At 46.4% G+C, this 19599-nt stretch carries 18 protein-coding genes, 1 riboswitch and 1 other annotated feature; of the genes, 9 read left to right on the top strand and 9 right to left on the bottom strand.

Annotated features, from left to right (window positions below; translation table 11 throughout):
• The first annotated feature begins 13 nt into the window (after positions 1 to 13).
• Positions 14 to 1114 (top strand): PfkB family carbohydrate kinase, encoded by a 1101-nt coding sequence (locus RTV33_RS05430; RefSeq protein ID WP_312642470.1) that lies wholly within the window; start codon positions 14 to 16, stop codon positions 1112 to 1114.
• A 19-nt stretch (positions 1115 to 1133) separates the two neighbouring features.
• Positions 1134 to 2087 (top strand): pseudouridine-5'-phosphate glycosidase, encoded by a 954-nt coding sequence (locus RTV33_RS05425; protein WP_312642335.1) that lies wholly within the window; start codon positions 1134 to 1136, stop codon positions 2085 to 2087.
• Positions 2088 to 2171: 84 nt separating this feature from the next.
• On the opposite strand, the gene sigE is transcribed toward RTV33_RS05425, so the two are convergent.
• Positions 2172 to 2903, bottom strand: a complete 732-nt coding sequence (sigE, locus tag RTV33_RS05420; RefSeq protein ID WP_312642333.1) for an RNA polymerase sporulation sigma factor SigE — start codon at positions 2901 to 2903, stop codon at positions 2172 to 2174.
• 87 nt (positions 2904 to 2990) lie between these two features.
• Positions 2991 to 4061 carry a sigma-E processing peptidase SpoIIGA gene (locus RTV33_RS05415; RefSeq protein WP_312642331.1) on the bottom strand — a complete coding sequence of 357 codons (1071 nt, stop codon included), beginning with the start codon at positions 4059 to 4061 and terminating at the stop codon, positions 2991 to 2993.
• Between the two features lie 101 nt (positions 4062 to 4162).
• Between RTV33_RS05415 and RTV33_RS05410 the strand changes: the two genes are divergently transcribed.
• Positions 4163 to 4315, top strand: a complete 153-nt coding sequence (locus RTV33_RS05410) for a hypothetical protein (protein WP_312642329.1) — start codon at positions 4163 to 4165, stop codon at positions 4313 to 4315.
• 74 nt (positions 4316 to 4389) lie between these two features.
• Here the strand turns inward: RTV33_RS05410 and leuD are convergent, their stop codons facing one another.
• The 3 genes from leuD to RTV33_RS05395 are packed head-to-tail and all read right to left on the bottom strand — an operon-like array spanning position 4390 to position 7875.
• Positions 4390 to 4863 (bottom strand): 3-isopropylmalate dehydratase small subunit, encoded by a 474-nt coding sequence (gene leuD, locus RTV33_RS05405; RefSeq protein WP_312642327.1) that lies wholly within the window; start codon positions 4861 to 4863, stop codon positions 4390 to 4392.
• Between the two features lie 16 nt (positions 4864 to 4879).
• Entirely contained in the window at positions 4880 to 6139 is a 1260-nt protein-coding gene (gene leuC, locus RTV33_RS05400; RefSeq protein ID WP_312642325.1) for a 3-isopropylmalate dehydratase large subunit, read from the bottom strand.
• Between the two features lie 53 nt (positions 6140 to 6192).
• On the bottom strand, positions 6193 to 7875 hold the full coding sequence (locus RTV33_RS05395; RefSeq protein WP_312642323.1) for a 2-isopropylmalate synthase: 1683 nt from the start codon (positions 7873 to 7875) through the stop codon (positions 6193 to 6195).
• 60 nt (positions 7876 to 7935) lie between these two features.
• Positions 7936 to 8195: a binding site (T-box leader), on the bottom strand.
• A gap of 248 nt (positions 8196 to 8443) precedes the next feature.
• Between RTV33_RS05395 and nth the strand changes: the two genes are divergently transcribed.
• The 3 genes from nth to RTV33_RS05380 all read left to right on the top strand — a co-directional run bounded on the left by nth (position 8444) and on the right by RTV33_RS05380 (position 10601).
• Positions 8444 to 9085, top strand: coding sequence for an endonuclease III (nth, locus tag RTV33_RS05390; RefSeq protein WP_312642321.1), 642 nt, complete (start codon positions 8444 to 8446; stop codon positions 9083 to 9085).
• 32 nt (positions 9086 to 9117) lie between these two features.
• A riboswitch (TPP riboswitch) is annotated at positions 9118 to 9227 on the top strand.
• 92 nt (positions 9228 to 9319) lie between these two features.
• Positions 9320 to 9892, top strand: a complete 573-nt coding sequence (thiT, locus tag RTV33_RS05385) for an energy-coupled thiamine transporter ThiT (RefSeq protein WP_312642319.1) — start codon at positions 9320 to 9322, stop codon at positions 9890 to 9892.
• A gap of 253 nt (positions 9893 to 10145) precedes the next feature.
• The gene (locus RTV33_RS05380) at positions 10146 to 10601 is read left to right on the top strand and encodes a small multi-drug export protein (protein WP_312642317.1); all 456 of its coding nucleotides are present in this window, start codon (positions 10146 to 10148) and stop codon (positions 10599 to 10601) included.
• 49 nt (positions 10602 to 10650) lie between these two features.
• On the opposite strand, the gene RTV33_RS05375 is transcribed toward RTV33_RS05380, so the two are convergent.
• The 4 genes from RTV33_RS05375 to RTV33_RS05360 all read right to left on the bottom strand — a co-directional run bounded on the left by RTV33_RS05375 (position 10651) and on the right by RTV33_RS05360 (position 16000).
• Positions 10651 to 12693, bottom strand: coding sequence for a DUF5107 domain-containing protein (locus RTV33_RS05375; protein ID WP_312642314.1), 2043 nt, complete (start codon positions 12691 to 12693; stop codon positions 10651 to 10653).
• Positions 12694 to 12813: 120 nt separating this feature from the next.
• A complete protein-coding gene (locus tag RTV33_RS05370) occupies positions 12814 to 13686 on the bottom strand; it encodes a carbohydrate ABC transporter permease (RefSeq protein WP_312642312.1) in 873 nt (290 codons plus the stop codon).
• An 18-nt stretch (positions 13687 to 13704) separates the two neighbouring features.
• Positions 13705 to 14613, bottom strand: a complete 909-nt coding sequence (locus RTV33_RS05365) for a sugar ABC transporter permease (RefSeq protein WP_312642310.1) — start codon at positions 14611 to 14613, stop codon at positions 13705 to 13707.
• A gap of 100 nt (positions 14614 to 14713) precedes the next feature.
• Positions 14714 to 16000 (bottom strand): extracellular solute-binding protein, encoded by a 1287-nt coding sequence (locus tag RTV33_RS05360; RefSeq protein WP_312642308.1) that lies wholly within the window; start codon positions 15998 to 16000, stop codon positions 14714 to 14716.
• A 327-nt stretch (positions 16001 to 16327) separates the two neighbouring features.
• On the opposite strand from RTV33_RS05360, the gene RTV33_RS05355 reads away from it, so the two are divergent.
• From RTV33_RS05355 to RTV33_RS05345, 3 genes are all read left to right on the top strand, one after another.
• Positions 16328 to 17248: an AraC family transcriptional regulator gene (locus tag RTV33_RS05355; RefSeq protein ID WP_312642306.1), complete on the top strand. Its 921-nt coding sequence runs from the start codon at positions 16328 to 16330 to the stop codon at positions 17246 to 17248.
• Between the two features lie 269 nt (positions 17249 to 17517).
• A complete protein-coding gene (locus RTV33_RS05350; protein WP_312642304.1) occupies positions 17518 to 18444 on the top strand; it encodes a sugar phosphate nucleotidyltransferase in 927 nt (308 codons plus the stop codon).
• A complete protein-coding gene (locus RTV33_RS05345) occupies positions 18441 to 19556 on the top strand; it encodes an aminoglycoside phosphotransferase family protein (RefSeq protein ID WP_312642302.1) in 1116 nt (371 codons plus the stop codon). The genes RTV33_RS05350 and RTV33_RS05345 overlap by 4 nt, the downstream gene beginning before the upstream one ends.
• Positions 19557 to 19599: the final 43 nt, after the last annotated feature.

The following is a 19599-nucleotide window of genomic DNA, read 5'->3' as shown; positions in this document are numbered from 1 at the left end:
GCGATTGACCGTGATGACCGACCGGGAGCGTCAATTACTTACCTGGATTGAAGAAAAACCCCTAATTTCGCAGCAAGAGCTTGCACAGCGTGCGGGGATTACCCGTTCTTCCGTAGCTGTACACATCTCCAATCTGATGAAAAAGGGGCTGATTCAGGGTAAGGGGTACATTTTACAAACCAGACCTTACGCCGTTGTAATCGGCGGAGCAAGCACAGATATTTTTGGCTGCCCCGCCAAGCCGCTGATCGCACGCGACTCCAACCCCGGTACTGTCAGCCTGTCACCGGGCGGTGTGGGGCGCAACATTGCACATAATCTTTCGTTGCTTGGCGAACAGGTAAAGATGATAACCGCGTTTGGCGAGGATGTGCATGCAGAACAAATTACCCGCAACTGCCGTGAACTGGGCATTGATATTTCATGCTCGCTCACCGTGCCAAATGCAGCGACTTCAACCTACCTTTTCATCACCAATCATTTCGGTGATATGGAGCTCGCTATTTCGGATATGGAGATTTACAACCATCTGACGCCTGAGTTTCTAAGTGGCAAAATGGATTTGATCAACAGGTCGCGTATCTGTATTGCGGATACCAACCCACCGCAGGAGACACTGGAATATCTTGCAGAAAATTGCAAGTGCCCCCTGTTTGTAGATACAGTCTCCACCACCAAGGCGGTTAAACTGCGCGGTATTTTGGACAAAATACACACGATTAAGCCCAACCGCATGGAGGCACAGCTTTTAACCGGTATTACCATTACAGATGATGCATCGCTGGAAAAAGCTGCACTGCATTTTCTGAAGCTCGGCGTTAAGCAGGTGTTCATTTCGCTTGGCTCTGAAGGTGTATTTTGTGCCGATAAAGATACCTGCATCAAGCTGCCTTGTTACCCTGCTCAAATTATGAACACTACCGGTGCGGGTGACAGCTTTTTAGCGGCACTTGCCTGGGCGCATTTGGAAGGCTTTTCGCTGGCGGACGCAGCGCGAGCCGGGCTTGCAGCATCAAGCATCTGTGTGGCAAGCAAAGAGACCATCAGCCCCCAAATCAGCACCGATAATATCCTTGCAGTTATAAACAAAAACGGCAGTGAAATTTATATTTAATATAGAAGGAGTCGATTATATGAGCAATCTGGAAAAATATCTTGAGGTTTCGCCCGAGGTTCAGCAGGCAATTGAGGCAGGACAGCCTGTGGTAGCATTGGAATCCACTATTATTTCGCACGGTATGCCCTACCCTAAAAATGTTGAGACCGCTTTAAACGTTGAGCGAGTAGTCCGCCAAAACGGTGCTGTCCCAGCTACCATTGCTATCATCGGCGGCAAAATGAAGGTGGGGCTGACGGAAGAGGAGATTACTCATCTGGGTAAAAAAGGCCTTGATGTGATCAAGGCAAGCCGCCGCGATCTACCGATTCTTGCCGCAAAGGGCGAAGACGGCGCCACCACCGTTGCCGCTACGATGATTATTGCAGCACTCGCAGGCATTTCGATTTTTGCAACAGGCGGCGTAGGCGGTGTTCACCGCGGTGCCGAAACCACCATGGATGTCTCCGCAGATCTTGAGGAGCTTTCGATGACACCCGTTATGGTTGTCTGTGCGGGTGCGAAATCCATTCTCGACCTTGGTTTGACACTCGAATACCTTGAAACAAAAGGCGTTGTGGTGCTTGGTTATCAAACTAAGGAGCTGCCTGCATTCTACACCCGTAAAAGCGGTTTTTATGTAGATTACCAGATGAATTCGCCAACGGAGATTGCAAGTGCATTTAAGGCAAAAGAGGACCTTGGGCTAAAGGGCGGTATGCTTGTCACCAACCCGATACCGGAGCAATATGCGATGGATCACGATTATATCACGGCTAAAATCGAAGAAGCCGTCCAAGAGGCCGATTCTCTTGGAATTAAGGGCAAAGAGACAACCCCCTTCCTGCTGGATAAGATTCAGAAGATTACCGGCGGAACCAGCCTTGAAGCTAACATTCAGCTTGTTTACAACAATGCGGCTTTGGCTTCTCAAATTGCAGTGCAGCTCTCTCAGATGAAACTCGCGTCTTCCCCCGCATTTGATCTTTAATACAATTAAACACATAAAAAGCGCTCGGAGATAACCTCTCCGGAGCGCTTTTTATGTGTTTTTAGGTTTTGTTCTAAGGGTGCTTTACGCAATTCGTTCCAGTTCTTTTTTTAAGCGCTTAATGATACGTTTTTCCAGACGCGATATGTAGGACTGTGAGATTCCAATCATATCCGCTACCTCTTTTTGGGTGTGCTCTACACCGTCGAGCAAGCCGAAGCGCAGCTGCATAATATTACGTTCACGTTCTGAAAGACGATTCACCGCCTCATGCAAAATGCTTTTTTCTACGTCGCTTTCAATGTTTTTATTGACACTGTCGCTCTCTGTACCCAGAATGTCGGAAAGTAGCAGCTCGTTGCCGTCCCAGTCTATATTGAGAGGTTCATCGATTGATACCTCGTTTTTTAGGCTTTGTGTTTTGCGTAAAAACATTAAAATTTCGTTTTCGATACAGCGTGAAGCGTAGGTTGCAAGCTTAATGTTGCGGCTGGGGCAAAAGGTATTCACCGCCTTGATAAGCCCGATGGTACCAATAGAGATGAGATCTTCCACACCGATACCTGTGGATTCAAATTTACGGGCGATATACACCACCAGCCTAAGGTTGTGCGTGATGAGCATTTGGCGAGCTCCGCTGTCGTTGTTTTCAAGCCCCGTAAACACCACAGCCTCCTCTTCACGTGTGAGCGGCGGCGGCAGGCTTTCGGGCCCGTTGATGTAAAACACCTTTCCGCCAAGCTCCAACGCGTTCATCAGCCGCCAAAGCCAAGATTCCTTTAACCTTTCTCGTCCGATTGTAAGAAGCCTTTCCATTACCACTACCCCTTTTGCGGAAACACCGCTATATAAAGTATTTATTGAGTCGATATAAATGCCAGCTGATTTTGTTTTACGCTTGTTTTAGCTAATCTTGACCATTTCTTTGTGCTGCTTTTCGGTTTCATTTTTCAAGCGGTATTCAACCGGCAGCATCTCAAAATTGAGCAGCATGTCATAATCCCCTTTGCACAGTTTTTGCTGCGATACCGCTACATAAACATTTTCCATCTGAAAGCTGCGGGTACCCTCCTGCAAAATCAGACGGTCAGGGATAAATGCAGGTAAAATTCCGCTAAAGCCTACCGTGTTATACGGAATCAGTTTAAATTTGTTGCCGGTATGAACTGTCATCAGCCGTTCCAAACGGTCAATCTGCTCAATCGGTGTTGAGAAAATATCAAGTAAACTGCTCGGCAGGATGCTATGTATGGCATCAAAGTCGCATACCACCACGGGGTATCCGGTATAGACGTCCTTGAGTGTATTGCCCGTATCAAAAAAACCTGTGAGTAAAGTTTGTTTTTGACCAAGTTCAATGGTGACATGGTACATAGCGGTATCCACTCCTTGTTTTTTATAAAGTCTTGAAAATATTTCTGCAACTCCATAGGCAATTCCTGTAAAGCCAATAAGCATTACAGCAGAAATGTTAAAGTAAACGATTCCGTTATAAAACAACATGCCTTTTGGCGAAACAAGCAGCCACAATGCAAGCATGAGCCCTGCAAAAATAAAATTTACAGTAAAGAACACGAGGTATTCTTTTATGTACTGCTTGGGGCTGACATAACGGTACGCAATACGCACCATTGCCGCGGAAATAATTAGTTTAGAACCGAGCAGCACCCAAGGTGGCAAGCCTTTTACAAATAAAATCATTGCATACAATGCACCAAGCATGCTTGCCAGAAACAGCCGTAGCCTTATTTGTTTTCTTTGGCAGAATCGACCTGTCGAAAGTAGCAGAAAATAGTTAACAATTAGGTTAACACAGATAAGAATGTCCACATAAACAACCGTTCTCATCGCCCCCTTCACCACTTTGTCTGCCTTGTCTATTGGCGATATTTTTAGTATAACGGTGTGTGCACTGAATTTTAGTCGCTTACCGTCGTACAAAAATGTCTTTTTGCGTCGCTTGGTGCTGCCCAAAATGCACGCACCCTTTAAAAACCGCCAGCATAAACTGTTATTGTCCCCCAAGGATAAAGAATACGTACGTGAAAAGGAGAGATTTTTAATGTGTAACTTTTTTGGATGTGGGTGCAATAGGTGCAATAGGTGTAACCGCTGCGATCGTGACTGTGATAGATGCAACAACCGCTGCGACCGTGACTGCGATAGATGCAATGGCTGTAACGGCTGCGGCAACAGATGTGGTTGCAATGGCTGTGGCTGCTAAATAAAAAATTCGTGGGCTGATGCCTGCATAAAATAAAAGAACGGAGCGCTCACTTTTAGAGCACTCCGTTCTTTCGGTTTATTTATGAATCCAATTCATCAATCCGCCCGCTTGCATAATCTCCCTTATAAACTTGGGAAACGGCTGGCTTTGATATGTTTCGCTTCTAGTAATATTGGTTATGATGCCCGTTTCAAAATCTACTTCCACTTCGTCACCTGCTTTAATACATTCAGATGCTTCCCTACATTCCAGAATTGGCATGCCGATGTTGATGGCATTGCGGTAGAAAATACGTGCAAAACTGGCAGCGATAACACAGGAGACGCCATTTTCTTTGATCACCATAGGGGCATGCTCTCGAGAAGAGCCGCAGCCGAAATTTGCACCACCGACTATGATATCGCCCTTCGCTACATTTTTGGCAAACCCTTTGTCTATGTCCTCCATGCAATGGGTTGCCAGCTCTTTGCGATCCATAATATTTAGGCACCTTGCGGGGATGATAACGTCGGTATCGATGTTATCACCATATTTGAATACTTTTCCCATACTATATTTCCTCCCTCTACAACATATCAGGTGTGCAGATGCTGCCGCAAACCGCGGATGCCGCCGCCACAGCAGGAGACGCCAGATACACTTCGGAGGTCACATGCCCCATACGCCCCACAAAATTGCGGTTAGTTGTGGCAACTGTGCGCTCACCCGCCGCCATAATGCCCATATGTCCGCCGAGACAAGGCCCGCAGGTAGGGGTAGAAACTGCGCAGCCCGCCTTGATAAAGATTTCGATGTATCCCGCTTTCATCGCATCGAGATAAATTTGCTGAGTTGCAGGGATAATTACAGTGCGTACGTTCTTGGCAACATGGTTATTTTTGAAAACCGCCGCCGCAACAGCAAGGTCACTGAACCTGCCATTGGTACATGAGCCGATAATAACCTGATCGATTTTGATTCCGGTGGCCTCTTTGGCTGGCCGAGCATTCTCGGGCAGATGGGGAAATGCTACGATTGGCTCAAGAGCAGAAAGATCAATCACATAGGTTTCATCATAAACTGCGTCTGGGTCAGCTGTGTATTCTTTATACGCACGGTCTACCCTGCCCTTCATATAAGTACGGGTTGCGTCATCCACCGGAAAGATACCGTTTTTTGCACCCGCCTCAATGGCCATGTTGGCAATGGTAAAGCGATCGTCCATCGAAAGATACTGGATGCCATCCCCTACAAATTCCATTGATTTGTAGAGCGCACCATCCACACCAATTTTGCCGATAATGTATAGAATAATGTCCTTTCCGCTTACCCATTCTCTCGGCTTACCGGTCAGCTCAAATCGGATTGCGGCAGGTACCTTAAACCAGCATTTGCCTGTTGCCATTGCCGCTGCCATATCGGTAGAGCCAAACCCTGTTGAAAACGCGCCCAGCGCACCGTAGGTGCAGGTATGGCTGTCTGCGCCCACAATTAGCTCACCCGCAGCCACAATACCCTGCTCGGGCAGCAATGCGTGTTCAATACCCATTGCACCAACATCATAGAAATGCTTAATATCGTTTGCATTCGCAAAATCGCGGCAAGTGGCACACAGCTCTGCCGCCTTAATGTCTTTGCTCGGGGTAAAATGGTCAAGCACAATCGAAATTTTATCCTTATGAAACACCTCTGTGCAGCCGTGCTCTTGATATTCACGAATTGCCACAGGTGTTGTAATGTCATTGCCGAGCACCATATCCACCTCGGCATAAATCAATTCACCTGCCGAAACCTGCGGCAAGCCTGCTTTATCCGCCAAGATTTTCTGGCTCATTGTCATTCCCATACGTATCAAACCTTTCCCTGTTGTTTTGTTGCTTCCTTTAGAAATGCTGCAAGCTATACCTGAGCTACCGGCTGGCATACCCCTGCACGATTGATGGCGCTGACCAGCGCGTTGACCGAAGCTGCCATAATATCGTCGTGTACGCCGGCGCCCCAGCTAACCTTATTGCCGCCAATGCTGATGCTGACATAAGCAACTGCTCGGGAGTTGGTTCCGCGCTCAAGTGCATGCTCTTCGTAGGTGAGCAGCGAAAAGTTGAGATCAAGATTATTCTTAAGCGCATTTGCAACGGCATCCAGACGGCCGTTTCCAGTACCGGTAAACTCTTTTATCTCGTCACCCACTTTGGTCGTTACCACCGCGTAGATGCCATTTTTCTGAATAAAGTGCACCTCAACAACATCAATCGGAGTAAAGAAGTTGACATACTGCTCTTTAAAGATATGGTGCACCTCACTTGGGCTGAGTTCTTTATGCTGCTGGTCGGAAATACCTTTGACGGTATAACCAAAATCTTCGCGCATTTTGGCAGGCAGCCTGTAGCCGTATTTCTGTTCGAGCAGGTAGCCGATACCGCCCTTGCCCGACTGGCTGTTGATGCGGATAACATCGGTTTCATACTCTCTGCCAACATCTTGCGGGTCGATAGGCAGATAAGGTACGGTCCAGCGTGCACAGTCGTGCTCTTCACGCCACTTCATGCCTTTGGCAATCGCATCTTGATGCGAGCCGGAGAATGCCGCAAACACCAATGCACCCGAATACGGCTGACGGTCGTAAACCTTCATACCGGTCACCTTCTCATACAGTTCGGTAATTGCAGGCAAGTTCTCAAAGTTCAGCTCAGGGTCTACGCCCTGCGAGAACATGTTCAGTGCAAGGGTGACAATATCAACGTTACCGGTGCGCTCACCGTTGCCGAACAGCGTGCCTTCGATGCGTTGTGCTCCCGCGAGCAGACCCATTTCAGAATCGGCAACCGCACAGCCACGGTCGTTGTGGGGGTGCAATGAAACAATGATATTGTCGCGGTAGTTTAAACGGTCGCACATATATTCTATCTGGCTGGCGTAAACGTGCGGCATAGAGTGCGACACGGTAACCGGCAGGTTGATGATCACTTTTTTGTCCGCAGTCGGCTTCCAAACATCCAGTACAGCGTTGCAGATTTCAAGAGCGAAATCCATCTCGGTACCGGTAAAGCTTTCGGGAGAGTATTCAAAACGATAGGGGCTTCCCTCTTTTTGCGAATACTCCAGCAGCATCTGTGCACCGCTGACAGCAATGTCGATAATTTCTTTTTTGGACTTTTTAAATACTTGTTCGCGCTGTGCAACCGAAGTGGAATTGTAGAGGTGCACAACCGCGTTTTTTGCACCTTTTAGTGCTGCAAAGGTTTTCTCGATGATATGCGGGCGTGACTGGGTGAGCACCTGAATGGTTACGTCGTCGGGTACTAAATCCCGTTCAATTAGCGCACGGCAAAACTCATATTCGGTATCGGATGCTGCTGGAAACCCGATTTCCACCTCTTTGAAGCCTACAACTTTGACTAAAAAAGTAAAAAACTCTAATTTTTCTTCTAGGCTCATCGGTACAATCAGTGACTGATTGCCGTCGCGCAGGTCAACACTGCACCAAATCGGCGCCTCGGTAATGTATTCCTTCTGCGCCCACCTCATTGATGTCTCGGGGGGCATAAAATAGGCCCGACTGTACTTTTCAAAATTTTTCATATCATAAAACCCCTTTCTGTTTTGCTGTAAAAAACAAGAAACCTCCGTCTCTTTCTTCGAAAAAGAGACGGAGGTTAAATTCTTCCGCGGTACCACTCTAGTTGATGCAATTGCATCCGCTTTGTTCACATCTGCGCTGCAAGCAAACACCTGCAATGCGAAAATGCTATCTCTGTTAACGGTGAGAAGCTCCGTTCACGCCTACTATATTCGGGTGACAGCTCAGGGGCGAGTTATACACAAATTCCGTATCGTTTTACACCAAGCAACGACTCTCTGTAACTGAAATGCTGTGTTTTGTTCCCCATCTACGCCTTTAAAATATGATGTTGCAATTAATATAACCCGAAAAAGTTTGTTTGTCAACACTTTACCGTAAAAAAGTTTTTACCGCTTTAAAGCAGATGATACAGGACTTGCCAAAAGACTACTTTTGCAGTATAATTTAGATGCAAAACATGATAAATTAACAGTAACCAATCATTTTTATGCTGGTACAGGCTTATGCCCTGCACCATGCAAAATTTAATTTTGTAAAGGTTTTTGGCTTTACACAGGAGGAATCTAAATGACCCCATTACAAAATAGAACCCTGCAGATTATTGAACGGTTTAAACAGGAATATCCCGATGCGGTTTGTTCTTTGAATTATGTGGACCCATTGCAGCTGCTCCTATCCACCCGTTTGGCGGCACAGTGTACCGATGCGCGCGTAAATCTCGTTACACCTGCTCTGTTCGAAAAATATCCGGACGCACAGGCTTTTGCAAGCGCCGAGCTTTCGGAGGTAGAAGAAATTATAAAATCCTGCGGGCTGTACAAAACCAAGGCAAAGGATTTGATTGCGACCGGCAAGATGCTTACCGAAGATTTTGGCGGCGTAGTACCCGATAATATGGAGGATTTGCTCAAATTGCCTGGTATTGGCAGAAAAACGGCTAACCTTGTGCTCGGTGATGTGTTTGGCAAGCCCTCGGTGGTGTGTGACACACACTGCATCCGTTTGACCAATTTGATGGGGCTAACCGTGGGCAAAGACCCGTATAAATGCGAAATGCAGCTGCGCGAACTGCTGCCACCCGAGGAAAGCAACGACTTTTGCCACCGTACTGTGCTGCATGGCAGGGCAGTATGCAAGGCGCGTAACCCGCAGTGCGGGCTATGCTGTGTGCGTGACCTGTGCGATTATGGCTGCCAGGGCGGTGCTTGACAGAACCCGTGCAACGGTGTATACTAAAAGCGAAAAGAATACAGGGGAGCTAACGAAAATTGGCTGAGAGGAACACTGTCGTGTTTAAACCCTTAAACCTGATCCAGATAATGCTGGCGTAGGTAGTAATTAATATTTAATTGCTAGACACCATTTGGCATTATGCTAAGTGGTGTTTTTTTCTGTGTTCTTTTAAATTTAACGTGTTATTTGACACAGGAGGACGTAAAAACAATGACTCAAACCAGTAAAACCCGCATTATGACAGAATGCGCCATTATGGTGGCTTTGTCTGCTGTATTGCAGCTCATTCCATTCGTAAAGCTAGCCAACGGTGGCTCTATTACCCTTGCAAGTATGGCACCTATCGTGTTCATTGCGCTGCGCCACGGCGTAAAATGGGGCCTGCTTACCGCGTTTGTGGGCAGCCTTGTTCAGATGCTTCTGGGCGGCATTTCAGCCCCGCCGACAGAAACTTTCTTTTGGTTCCTATTGGTGATTTTACTCGATTATGTAATTGCTTACACCGTTCTGGGACTTGCACCGGTTTTTGCAAAGCCCTTCCAGAACCAGCTTGTGGGTGCGGGTGTAGGAACGTTTGCTGTTACACTGCTGCGCTATATCTGCCATATCGTTTCCGGAATTCTTATTTGGGGCGTGTATGCACCTGAGGATCAGCCCGTATGGCTTTACTCGATTGGTTATAACGGCAGCTATATGGTTCCTGAGATCATTATTACAGTTGTCATAGTGGTTCTTTTATGGAAATTTGTTGCAATGCGTGCACTTAAAAACCGACATGCATAATACTATTTTTGTTTATTGAATAGAGGCACATTAGCCGCCGGAATGTTACACACATTTCGACGGCTTTTCTTATATTTCCAACTTCTTTATAATAAGTTTACAGCTTTAACGTTGTATCATACTGGCAAGTAAGGTATAATAAACATAAAAGCGCTTATTATCCTCGTTCTAATCCTCTTCGGCTCTTCTCTTACGCGGCAACTACCGAAGAACGGCAATTATACCACAAACCTTAAGGAGTTGTTCTGATTCATTGAAACTGAATAAATATTTGCTTGTACTGCTTGTCTCTATGCTGCCTATTGTTGAATTGCGTGGGGCAATTCCTATTGGTGCGGGCTATGGAATACCATTTTGGACAAACTATGCCATTTGTTTGATTGGCAATGTGCTGCCGGTACCCATTATTATTTTATTTGCTACCAAGGTTCTAAAATGGCTGACTCAATTTCGAAAAATAGGGCCGTTTTTTCAAAGAATACTGGACAAGGCTGAGGAGAAATCTAAAAAGATTGGTAACGTTGAGCTGTTTGGCCTGTTTTGCTTTGTCGCTGTTCCCCTGCCGGGCACCGGCGCATGGACAGGTTCACTGATTGCCGCAACATTGCGGCTGAAATTTTGGCCTTCGATTGTTGCCATTGCGGCCGGAGTTGCCGCAAGCGGTATTATTATGGGTATACTCTCATACGGATTGTTTTCATTGCTTTAGATGCAGGCAATAAAACAGGCTGCCATTTCATATGGCAGCCTGTTTTGTATTATTTGATCTGTTTGGGTGGAGTCATACGGAAATCGAGGTTGTACGGTGGCTCAATGGTCGCTTTTACCTCTTCAATCAAGGCATGGTAATCAGCAATACCGCGCTTCTCAGCCAACAACAATGACTGCCGCTGAAACCAAAGGTCAATAAGGGCACTTTCGCCCTCGCGTACAGTAGCAAAGGTATAGGTAAACTGTTCTTCTAAGAAAGCCCACTCATGCAGTTCAAAGGCTGTTTCTGCTGCGCTCAGGCGTATACGCTCCCCCCGCTTCATCACATCAGGCAAGGAGTTGTAAAATTCCCAAGCCTGTTCGTACTTGCCTGCAGAGTTGTGAATAGCTATATATTCTTCGGCAAATGCGTGATGCTGTGCAACACCGCCAAGCTTAACCGCTTTATCGATACATAAGCACGCTTGACCAGACTCTTTTTGCTGCACCATTGCCTGAGCAAGGCAGCGATAAACAATAGCGGTTGGGTGCAGCTCGGCAGAGCGCAGAAGTGCGTCTATCCCCTGCTGCGACTGATCGTTTTCGTAGAGCATTACGCCGAGGTGGAGGTATGCGGCTGCAGTATGATTTTCATCGTTTTGCAGCGAAGCCTCAAGCAATGGTAGCCAGCGCGTGTCGGTAAGCCATGAAGCGGGCAGCTCATCTGCTGCGAGTGGTGGCAGAGCACCCTGTTCCAGCAGCGACAGCCACGGCTGCTGCTGTGCATCTAAGGTACTTTCGGGGAAAAGCATTCCCTGAGGAATGATAGAAGGCTCACGTTTTGCCTCCAGCGCACCCCAGCCACTGCCGTGATGCAGAATTTCATTAGGCTTTTTAGAATAGAGCGCATCGTATTTTTGATTCAGGGCAGTCAGCTGATTGGCAGAAAGCGCTTGCTCCACACAGCCATAGAGGTATTTGCAAGACTGTTCCCACTCGGCATTCGCCTGTTCTGTATCGACCTGAAAACCGCCAAATACTTGTGTAAAGCTGCATCGCTCGCCTGCACCGAGGTCTTCCCCATGCACCTGTGTGGGCGCCAACCCTGCCTGTATTTCTAGATAATCGCCGCCTACATCATCGGAAAGGAAGTGCTTCCAATGATTGCCGCCACGGTGATTGCCCCAACAGAACATTTTGCGGTAGCTCAGACGCTCGGTAGAGCGCTCCCAAAATGCGGTGCCGTCATCATAGGCAGCTGCCTCCCATGTGCAATCGAGCTGTGCAGGGTTTTGAAAGAAATATTCGTTGGAATAGGGCAGATTGTTAGGATAGCTTGCATCCAGCCCGTTTAGGGTAGCAAGATATGGCATTTCGCCATGACCAAAGCCATGAATAGAATTCTGCGACTTTTGTGTTTCGGGCTTGATGTAGATGACCTCTTTGCTGCCTGAAAAAACACGCACATTGCGGTTTTCTTTAACGGCAATGTTAGTCCACCAGTAAAGAGGTACCGGTTCATCCTTGCTGTTTTGTATGCTGACATGTGCTGCAAGATAACCTACATCTTCGGGCAGGTGAAAGTCGATTTGCAAAAAGAGGCATTTTTGGCGCTCGTACTCATACATGCGTAGGAACTCATTGCCTTCATTGTCGGTGCAGCGGGCAAAAAACACAGGCTCGCAGGTTAGGCAGGTATGCCCATGCTGCCCTAAATTCCATTCAATTCCGCCTGAGAACCATGCATTTCGAATCGCCAAGTTTGCAAAACGAAGAACAGGGTTGCGAAACAGAAGCTCCCGTTTCTCCTGTTTATCGTAAAGCGACCATAAGCGTCCACCAACATCCGGAAGAAAGATTGCTTTCAGTCGGCTATTCTCCATCACAATGGCGTTTAAATCGGTCTCCTGCAGGGTTCTATTGTATTGATCCTGCATGGTATATGGCAACACGCGAAATGCAGTTTCGTAGCCAAAGCCGGTAAGCTCCTCTTCCAGCAGGCCATCATTGATCAGTTGCTTATTGTGGTTTCTGTCGCGAAAACATGGCAGCGGGTTTTGCCCGCTAAGGCTTGCCGCTGGTGTGCGCAGAGTAGTACGATAAATCTTCAAGGCTGATTCCTCCATCCTTTATATGTTATAGAAAAGGAGCCCGCGCCGGCAAGGTGGGAGCTCCTTTTACGGGTATTCACCCGCGACTGATAGGATATAATCTTACTATTTACACAAGGTTTAGCCCTTAATTGCACCACCGGTGACGCCTGCAATGATTTTTTCTGATAGGAAAATATACAGGATAAAGGTGGGTAGGAACACAATAACAACAGCAGCAAACATACCGCCCCAGTCGCCGGTGTAGCGCATCGACTGAATCATAGAATACAGGCCGACCGCAACGGGGCGCGTCTGCGGAGAGTTTGCAAAGATAAGTGAGATAAAGTACTCATTCCAGATCGTAATAAAGTTGAAGATGGTAACGGTGACGATACCGGGCTGGGCAAGGGGCAGCATAATCTTCCAGAATGTTTTTATTGGGCTGCAGCCGTCGATTGCCGCTGCCTCCTCAAACGATACGGATAAATTACGAAAAAACGTAGTTAAAAAGAATATGGTAAACGGTACATTAATTGAGACATACAGGAAAATTAACAGTATCCTGGAGTTGGTAAGCTGCATGGCAGTTACCATTGCAAACAACGGCATAATAATCATAATAGATGGGATACCCAATGCAGTTGCAAACATGTTTTGCAGCAGACCGTTTCCCTTGAACCGAAAACGGCTGAGCACATACGCTGCAGGTGCTGCAATAATAACCACGAGGGTGCAGGATACTAAAGTATAAAGCAGCGAATTCATAAAATAATTGGAAACCTTATGTGTTTTCCACGCTTTTATGTAGTTTTCAGGATGAAAGCCCGTCGCAAACTTGAATAAGTTACCATCAAAAATTTCACGCGTTGTCGAGAAGGAGGCAAGAATGATCCAACCGATGAGCACAAAGGTAAATAATACCCACAGCGAAACAATCAGATATCCCGGTGCAAGCTGCAGCTCCTTCTTCCAGTTAACAGGTTGCTTGATTTTCTTTGATTTTTTAGCCATTTATTTCACCCTCCCCTCTTAAAGCTCAACATCATCGTTTTTAATGATACGCTGGGTTGCAAAAAACACTGCAACTACAATCAAAACCATGATTACGCCGATGGCAGCACCTGCACCGGAATCGCGCTTGGTAATTGCCGCAGAGCTAGCGCCGAATACCAGCTCATACATGTAAGACATTGGCGTAACGGTGCTTGCACTCAGATTAACCGGTGAGAACAATTGGCTCCATACAAAGAATGTAACCGTGCTTACCGTCCATAATACGATATTGGTTCGGATGACGCCCTTGAGCAGAGGCAGTGTAATTTTAAGGAAGCGTTTAAATACATTTGCCCCCTCAATGGTAGCTGCTTCGTAAAAATCTACCGGAATTCTCTCAATGCCGCTCATAAATATGAGCATATGATACCCTACCATGCCGAAGCAATATGCAATCAGCATACTCCAAAATAGCATTTCCGGCCCTGTCCACAGAATTTCAGACATTTTTTTCATACCCAGAGAAGAAAATATTTCGTGGAAAAGACCAAAATCAGGGTTATATACATAGTTAATCCACATCGTTCCCATTGCAACCGCAGAAACAACATTGGGCAGATAAATTGCCGAACGGAAAAAGCTTTTGCCACGGATACCACTAGTGAGGATGACTGCAAAAAGCAACGCAAGGAGCATGACAGAGATTCCGCCTACAAGCCATATTCTGGCGATATTACCCATTGAATTCAAAAACAGCGGGGTATCAATTAGTGTCTTAAAGTTGCCCAACCCGTTAAAACTCCATGTTGCAATAGAATCTGTTACACCTTCTACCCTGAAAAAGCTCATGACAATTGTGCGAATGGTAGGATATAGAAATACCAGAGTATAGGTAAGCACCGCCGGGGTGAGAAAAGCAATGATCATTGTCTTGTTCTTTTTCATAAGAATCCCCCTAGTTCCTTACTTACTTATTGGAAAACGACGGCAGCGTAAAACACGATGCCGCCGCTTTATGCTATCTACTAAGGTTTAGAAGTAAACGTTATTTTTTCATAGCATCTGCAAAGCCCTGTGCGTCCAGCTTACCACTGACAAGCAATGCAAAGTTGGTTTTAATTTTAGCGTTAATGTCGGGGTTATTCTCCATGCCAACTGCCCATGGCAAACGTTTTGTAGTGTTGTCCAAAACTGCTTTTGCATCAGCAAGCTGTGTAGGCCAGGTAGAATCGTTGCCCATCGGCACGCCGAGGGAGTTTGCAGCAAGCTTGCTGTCCCACTCGCCGGTGGTGAGCCATACGATTAGGTCAAAAGCCTCTTGTGGGTGTTTGGTGTTTTTGTTGATACCAAGGCATTGTGCACCAAAGTTATTTGCCTCAGGGCCGTCGCCCGCTGCGGCAACTGCAGGATATGCGAAGGAACCCCATTTAAAATCTGCAGGAGCAGAATCTTTAATTTCGTTCGGGAGCCATGTGCCGTTTAGGTACATTGCAACAGAACCGTTTGCAATCTCCTGCTGGCCGGCAGGATAGATATTGGCAGCGGCATTTTTAGAGATATAACCTTTTTGCGCCATTTCCTGCCACTGCTTACCAAATTCCAAAACAGCGGGATTGTTAAAATCGTTCTTCTCAACAATCTGCATCGTTGCATCCATACCGATCAGGCGATCCAGATGGTAGCCCACCAAGCCGGCCATGTAAGCATCATCAACAGTGATAGCGGTTTTACCGACTGCTTTAATCTTTTCACAGGCTGCGAGGAACTCATCCCATGTTTTCGGAAGAGCAGTAATGCCTGCCTCAGCAAAGATATCTTTATTGTACATAACTACAAATGTAGAGGGCTGGTAAGGGATAGTAGAGAGTTTTCCGTTAGGACCAAGCGAACGGGCAAGATCGACGAGGGTTTTGCTAACAACGTCGGTATAAGGCTTGCCACCGGTGCTGTCATACGATTTTGCAGCCATTTCTTCAATGTCCAGTAGGTAGTTGCCCCAGGTAACATTGACGCGTTCGACATCTTCGTCAAAAATATCGATGACTGTGCCGCCGTCCAATGCGGGCTGCAGTGTCTTACGAATGTCGCGGCCGTTCCAGTTGACTTCAACCTCAACACCGGTTTTTGCGGTGTAGGCCTTAACGGCCTCGGCAATGGTCTGGCCTTGAGGCTCGGTTTCGTTCCACATCGTCCAATAAACAAGCTTTACTTTTTCACCGCCAGAAGGTGCAGCAGAACCTCCGCCGGATGGAGCAGATTTACCCGCGCAGCCCGTAAACAGCAAGGCTGCTACCAGTACCAGACACATAAGTGACAACAATCTCTTTTTCATCTCGTAAATCCTCCTACTATTTGATTCTTCATTATGTTAAGGCATCCGCCTTAAAGTACAAATTTTCACTTTTGAAAAAGTATAGTTTTTTCCTGTTTCGTTGTTTGTTACTCTACCCCCTTATTCTAGCGTTTGTTCTTACAAATTGATTTACCATTATTTGTATTAATTTTGCACAATTTACCTCAAGATATGAGAATTAATTATGTAGAATAATTGCATTTTCTTTTCTTTTGGTATAAAATAATAGTATTAAAGTAAATTTCTTGTACTTTTTCCATAAACATCTTTGGAAGATTGTACAAAATCACATAAGGTGGTGTCAAAATGGGCTACATAAGTACATTTCTAAATCAAGAAATTATAATCGACCATTTGGTGACGGTGCATTATTTTGAATATACCAGCGATTTCTTCTTCCCCGGTGAGGTGCATAATTTCTGGGAGTTCCTGTATGTAGACAAAGGTGAGGTTGAAGTGACCGCAGGTGAAACCTGTTATTTGCTGAAAAAGGGTGATGTTATTTTCCACAAACCGATGGAATTTCACAACCTATGGGCAAACGGTGTAATTGCCCCAAACCTTGTTGTGGTTGCATTTGAGTGTATCTCACCTGCTATGCAGTTTTTTGAAGATAAAATTTTACGTGCCGGAGATGCAGAGCGTGATTTGCTGGCTAAAATTGTAGAGGAAGCAAACCAAACTTTTTCTTCCGCGCTGGATGACCCCAATTTACGGTCGTTAGAAAGAAGCGGAGACGGACAATTTGGGTCGGAACAGATTATTAAGCTTAGTTTAGAACTAATGCTTTTACAGCTGATACGCAAAGGGGATGTTCCACAAACCAATATCAGGATAACCTCATCCATCCGCGAAAAAGAGGGACAGGATGTTTTCGCCCGCATTCAGCATTATCTAGAGGATAATATCCATAACCGTATTACTCTGGATGATGTATGCCGTGATAATTTGTTTGGGCGCAGCTATTTACAGAAGATATTCCGGGAAAAAACCGGCGGCGGTGTAATGGATTATTTTGGAAAGATGAAAATCTCCGCAGCCAAACAGGCTATTCGGGAGGGCACCCGTAATTTTACCGGAATCGCAAATGAATTAGGGTATACATCCATTCACTATTTTTCACGCCACTTTAAAAAGGTAACCGGAATGACCCCCTCGGAATACGCATCTTCGGTGAAAATTCGTTCAGAAAGCACGCAGAAGCGACCGGTTTCATTAAAAAAATAATTTAAAAACATTAAAAACTCAGCCTTCTTCTGGTAAGCCAGAGAATCGGGCTGAGTTTTTTGCACATTTAGAATGATGAATTTTGATGCTTGCTGCATTTTTGTGCAAATATTTTGAGCAATCGGACATTTATTTTAACGAAAACATTCGATAGAATAGTAGATGGAGCAGCAGGCTGTTGCTTTATGATATGCCAGCGATCGTTCCATCCTACTGGCTGCCTTAGATGCAGCAGTCTGGAATTACATCAAGAAATGAGGCTGTGGTTTATGAAAGAACCGATATTGGTGGTTATGGCTGCCGGAATGGGAAGCCGGTACGGCGGGCTAAAACAAATTGACCCTGTCGGGGCAAACGGAGAGATCATCATTGATTTTTCTCTTTTTGATGCAATGAATGCAGGCTTTAAAAAAGTAATATTTCTAATTAAAAAATCGATTGAAGAAGATTTTAAAGAGATTATCGGTGACAGGATTTCAAAAATTATGGAGGTCGGCTATGCCTATCAGGAGGTGGATGCGCTTCCTGCAGGCTACACCGTACCCGATGGAAGAGAAAAACCCTGGGGCACAGGACATGCGATCCTCTGCTGCAAGGAGCTCATCGACGCACCGTTTGCGGTAATTAATGCAGACGATTACTATGGTAAGGATGCTTTTAAGCTGATTTACGATTTTTTGCTGCACAGCGAAGACGATGCACTTTACCGCTATGCAATGGTGGGCTATATACTGGAGAATACACTCACCGACCACGGACATGTGGCGCGGGGTGTATGCGTTACAACAGCAGACGGTTACCTTGACACCATTCATGAGCGCACACACATTGAAAAACGCGGGGGCGGCGCACAATATACCGAAGACGGCACCCATTGGGTGACGATTCCCGAGGGCAGCACCGTTTCAATGAATCTGTGGGGCTTTTCGCCCAGCATTTTAAATGCATTGGCGGATGAATTTCCCGTATTTTTGGACCAGGCAATTGCAGAAAATCCGCTGAAGGCCGAATATTTTCTGCCGACTATGGTAGACCACTTAGTAGAAGGCGGAAAGGCGACCGTAAAGGTGCTGCAATCCCCCGACCGCTGGTATGGCGTCACCTACCGTGAGGATAAGCCTGTGGTGGTAGAAGCTATAAAACGCATGAGAGAAAACGGGATTTACCCCGATAAGCTTTGGAGGGAATTTGCATGAAACCAATTACAGAAGAGCTTTTGCGCCGTGTGGTAGATTGTTTTGAGTACGAAGGTGAGTTTGCAGGTGCGCTACCCTACGGCAGCGGACACATCAACGACACCTTTGCTGCTTATTTTCAGCTGGAGGACGGCACCTCCAGAAGATACATTTTACAACGCGTCAACAGCCATGTTTTCAAAGACCCGAAAGCAGTAATGGAAAACGTAGCGGGTGTAACACACTACCTCAGCAAAGCAATTGCAAAGGCAGGCGGCGACCCGATGCGCGAAACCCTAAACTTGATTGCTACCAAGGGCGGCGAGTTTTATCACGTTGATGAGGACGGCGGCTTTTGGCGCATGTATGTATTCATTGAGGATACGACAACCTTTCAGATGGTACAGAATGCAGATGATTTTTACAACTCTGCCCGTGCGTTTGGTAAGTTCCAGCTGTTGTTGGCTGAGTACCCCGCTGCAACCCTGCATGAGACCATCCCCCTATTCCACAATACCGTAGACCGCATTCGCCAGTTTAAAGAGGCGCTTGCTGCCAATACCACAGGCAGGGCGGATGATGTGCGCGAGGAGATTGAATTTGTGCTTTCGCGTGAGGCAGACACCCATGCACTGCTTGACCAGCTGGCAGAGGGCAAATTGCCGCTGCGCGTTACTCATAACGACACAAAGCTGAACAACGTGCTGATTGACAATGCTACCGGCAAGGGAATTTGCATTATTGACCTCGATACCGTGATGCCCGGACTATCTCTTTATGACTTTGGAGATTCTATCCGCTTCGGCGCAACCACTGCAGCAGAAGACGAACGCGATTTGAGCAAGGTGAACTTTGATATTTCTCTGTTTGAGGTGTATACCAAGGGCTACCTTGAAGTGGCGGGCAGCGTGCTCACCCCCAACGAAATTGCAAACCTGCCTATGGGTGCAAAGCTAATGACACTGGAATGCGGTATGCGCTTTTTGGCCGACCATATTGCGGGCGATACCTACTTTAAAATTCACCGCGAGGGGCATAACCTTGACCGTGCCAGAACCCAGTTTAAATTGGTTGCCGACATGGAACAGCAATGGGAAGCTATGCATGCAGTCGTAAAGAAGTATACAAAATAGGAAAAGTCCGGTTCGTTTTTGAATCGGACTTTTCCTTTTGTAA

This window comes from Hydrogenoanaerobacterium sp., from assembly GCF_032017025.1.
Taxonomy (GTDB): Bacteria; Bacillota; Clostridia; order Oscillospirales; family Ruminococcaceae; genus Hydrogenoanaerobacterium.
This window is presented reverse-complemented; position numbering and strand designations above follow the sequence as displayed.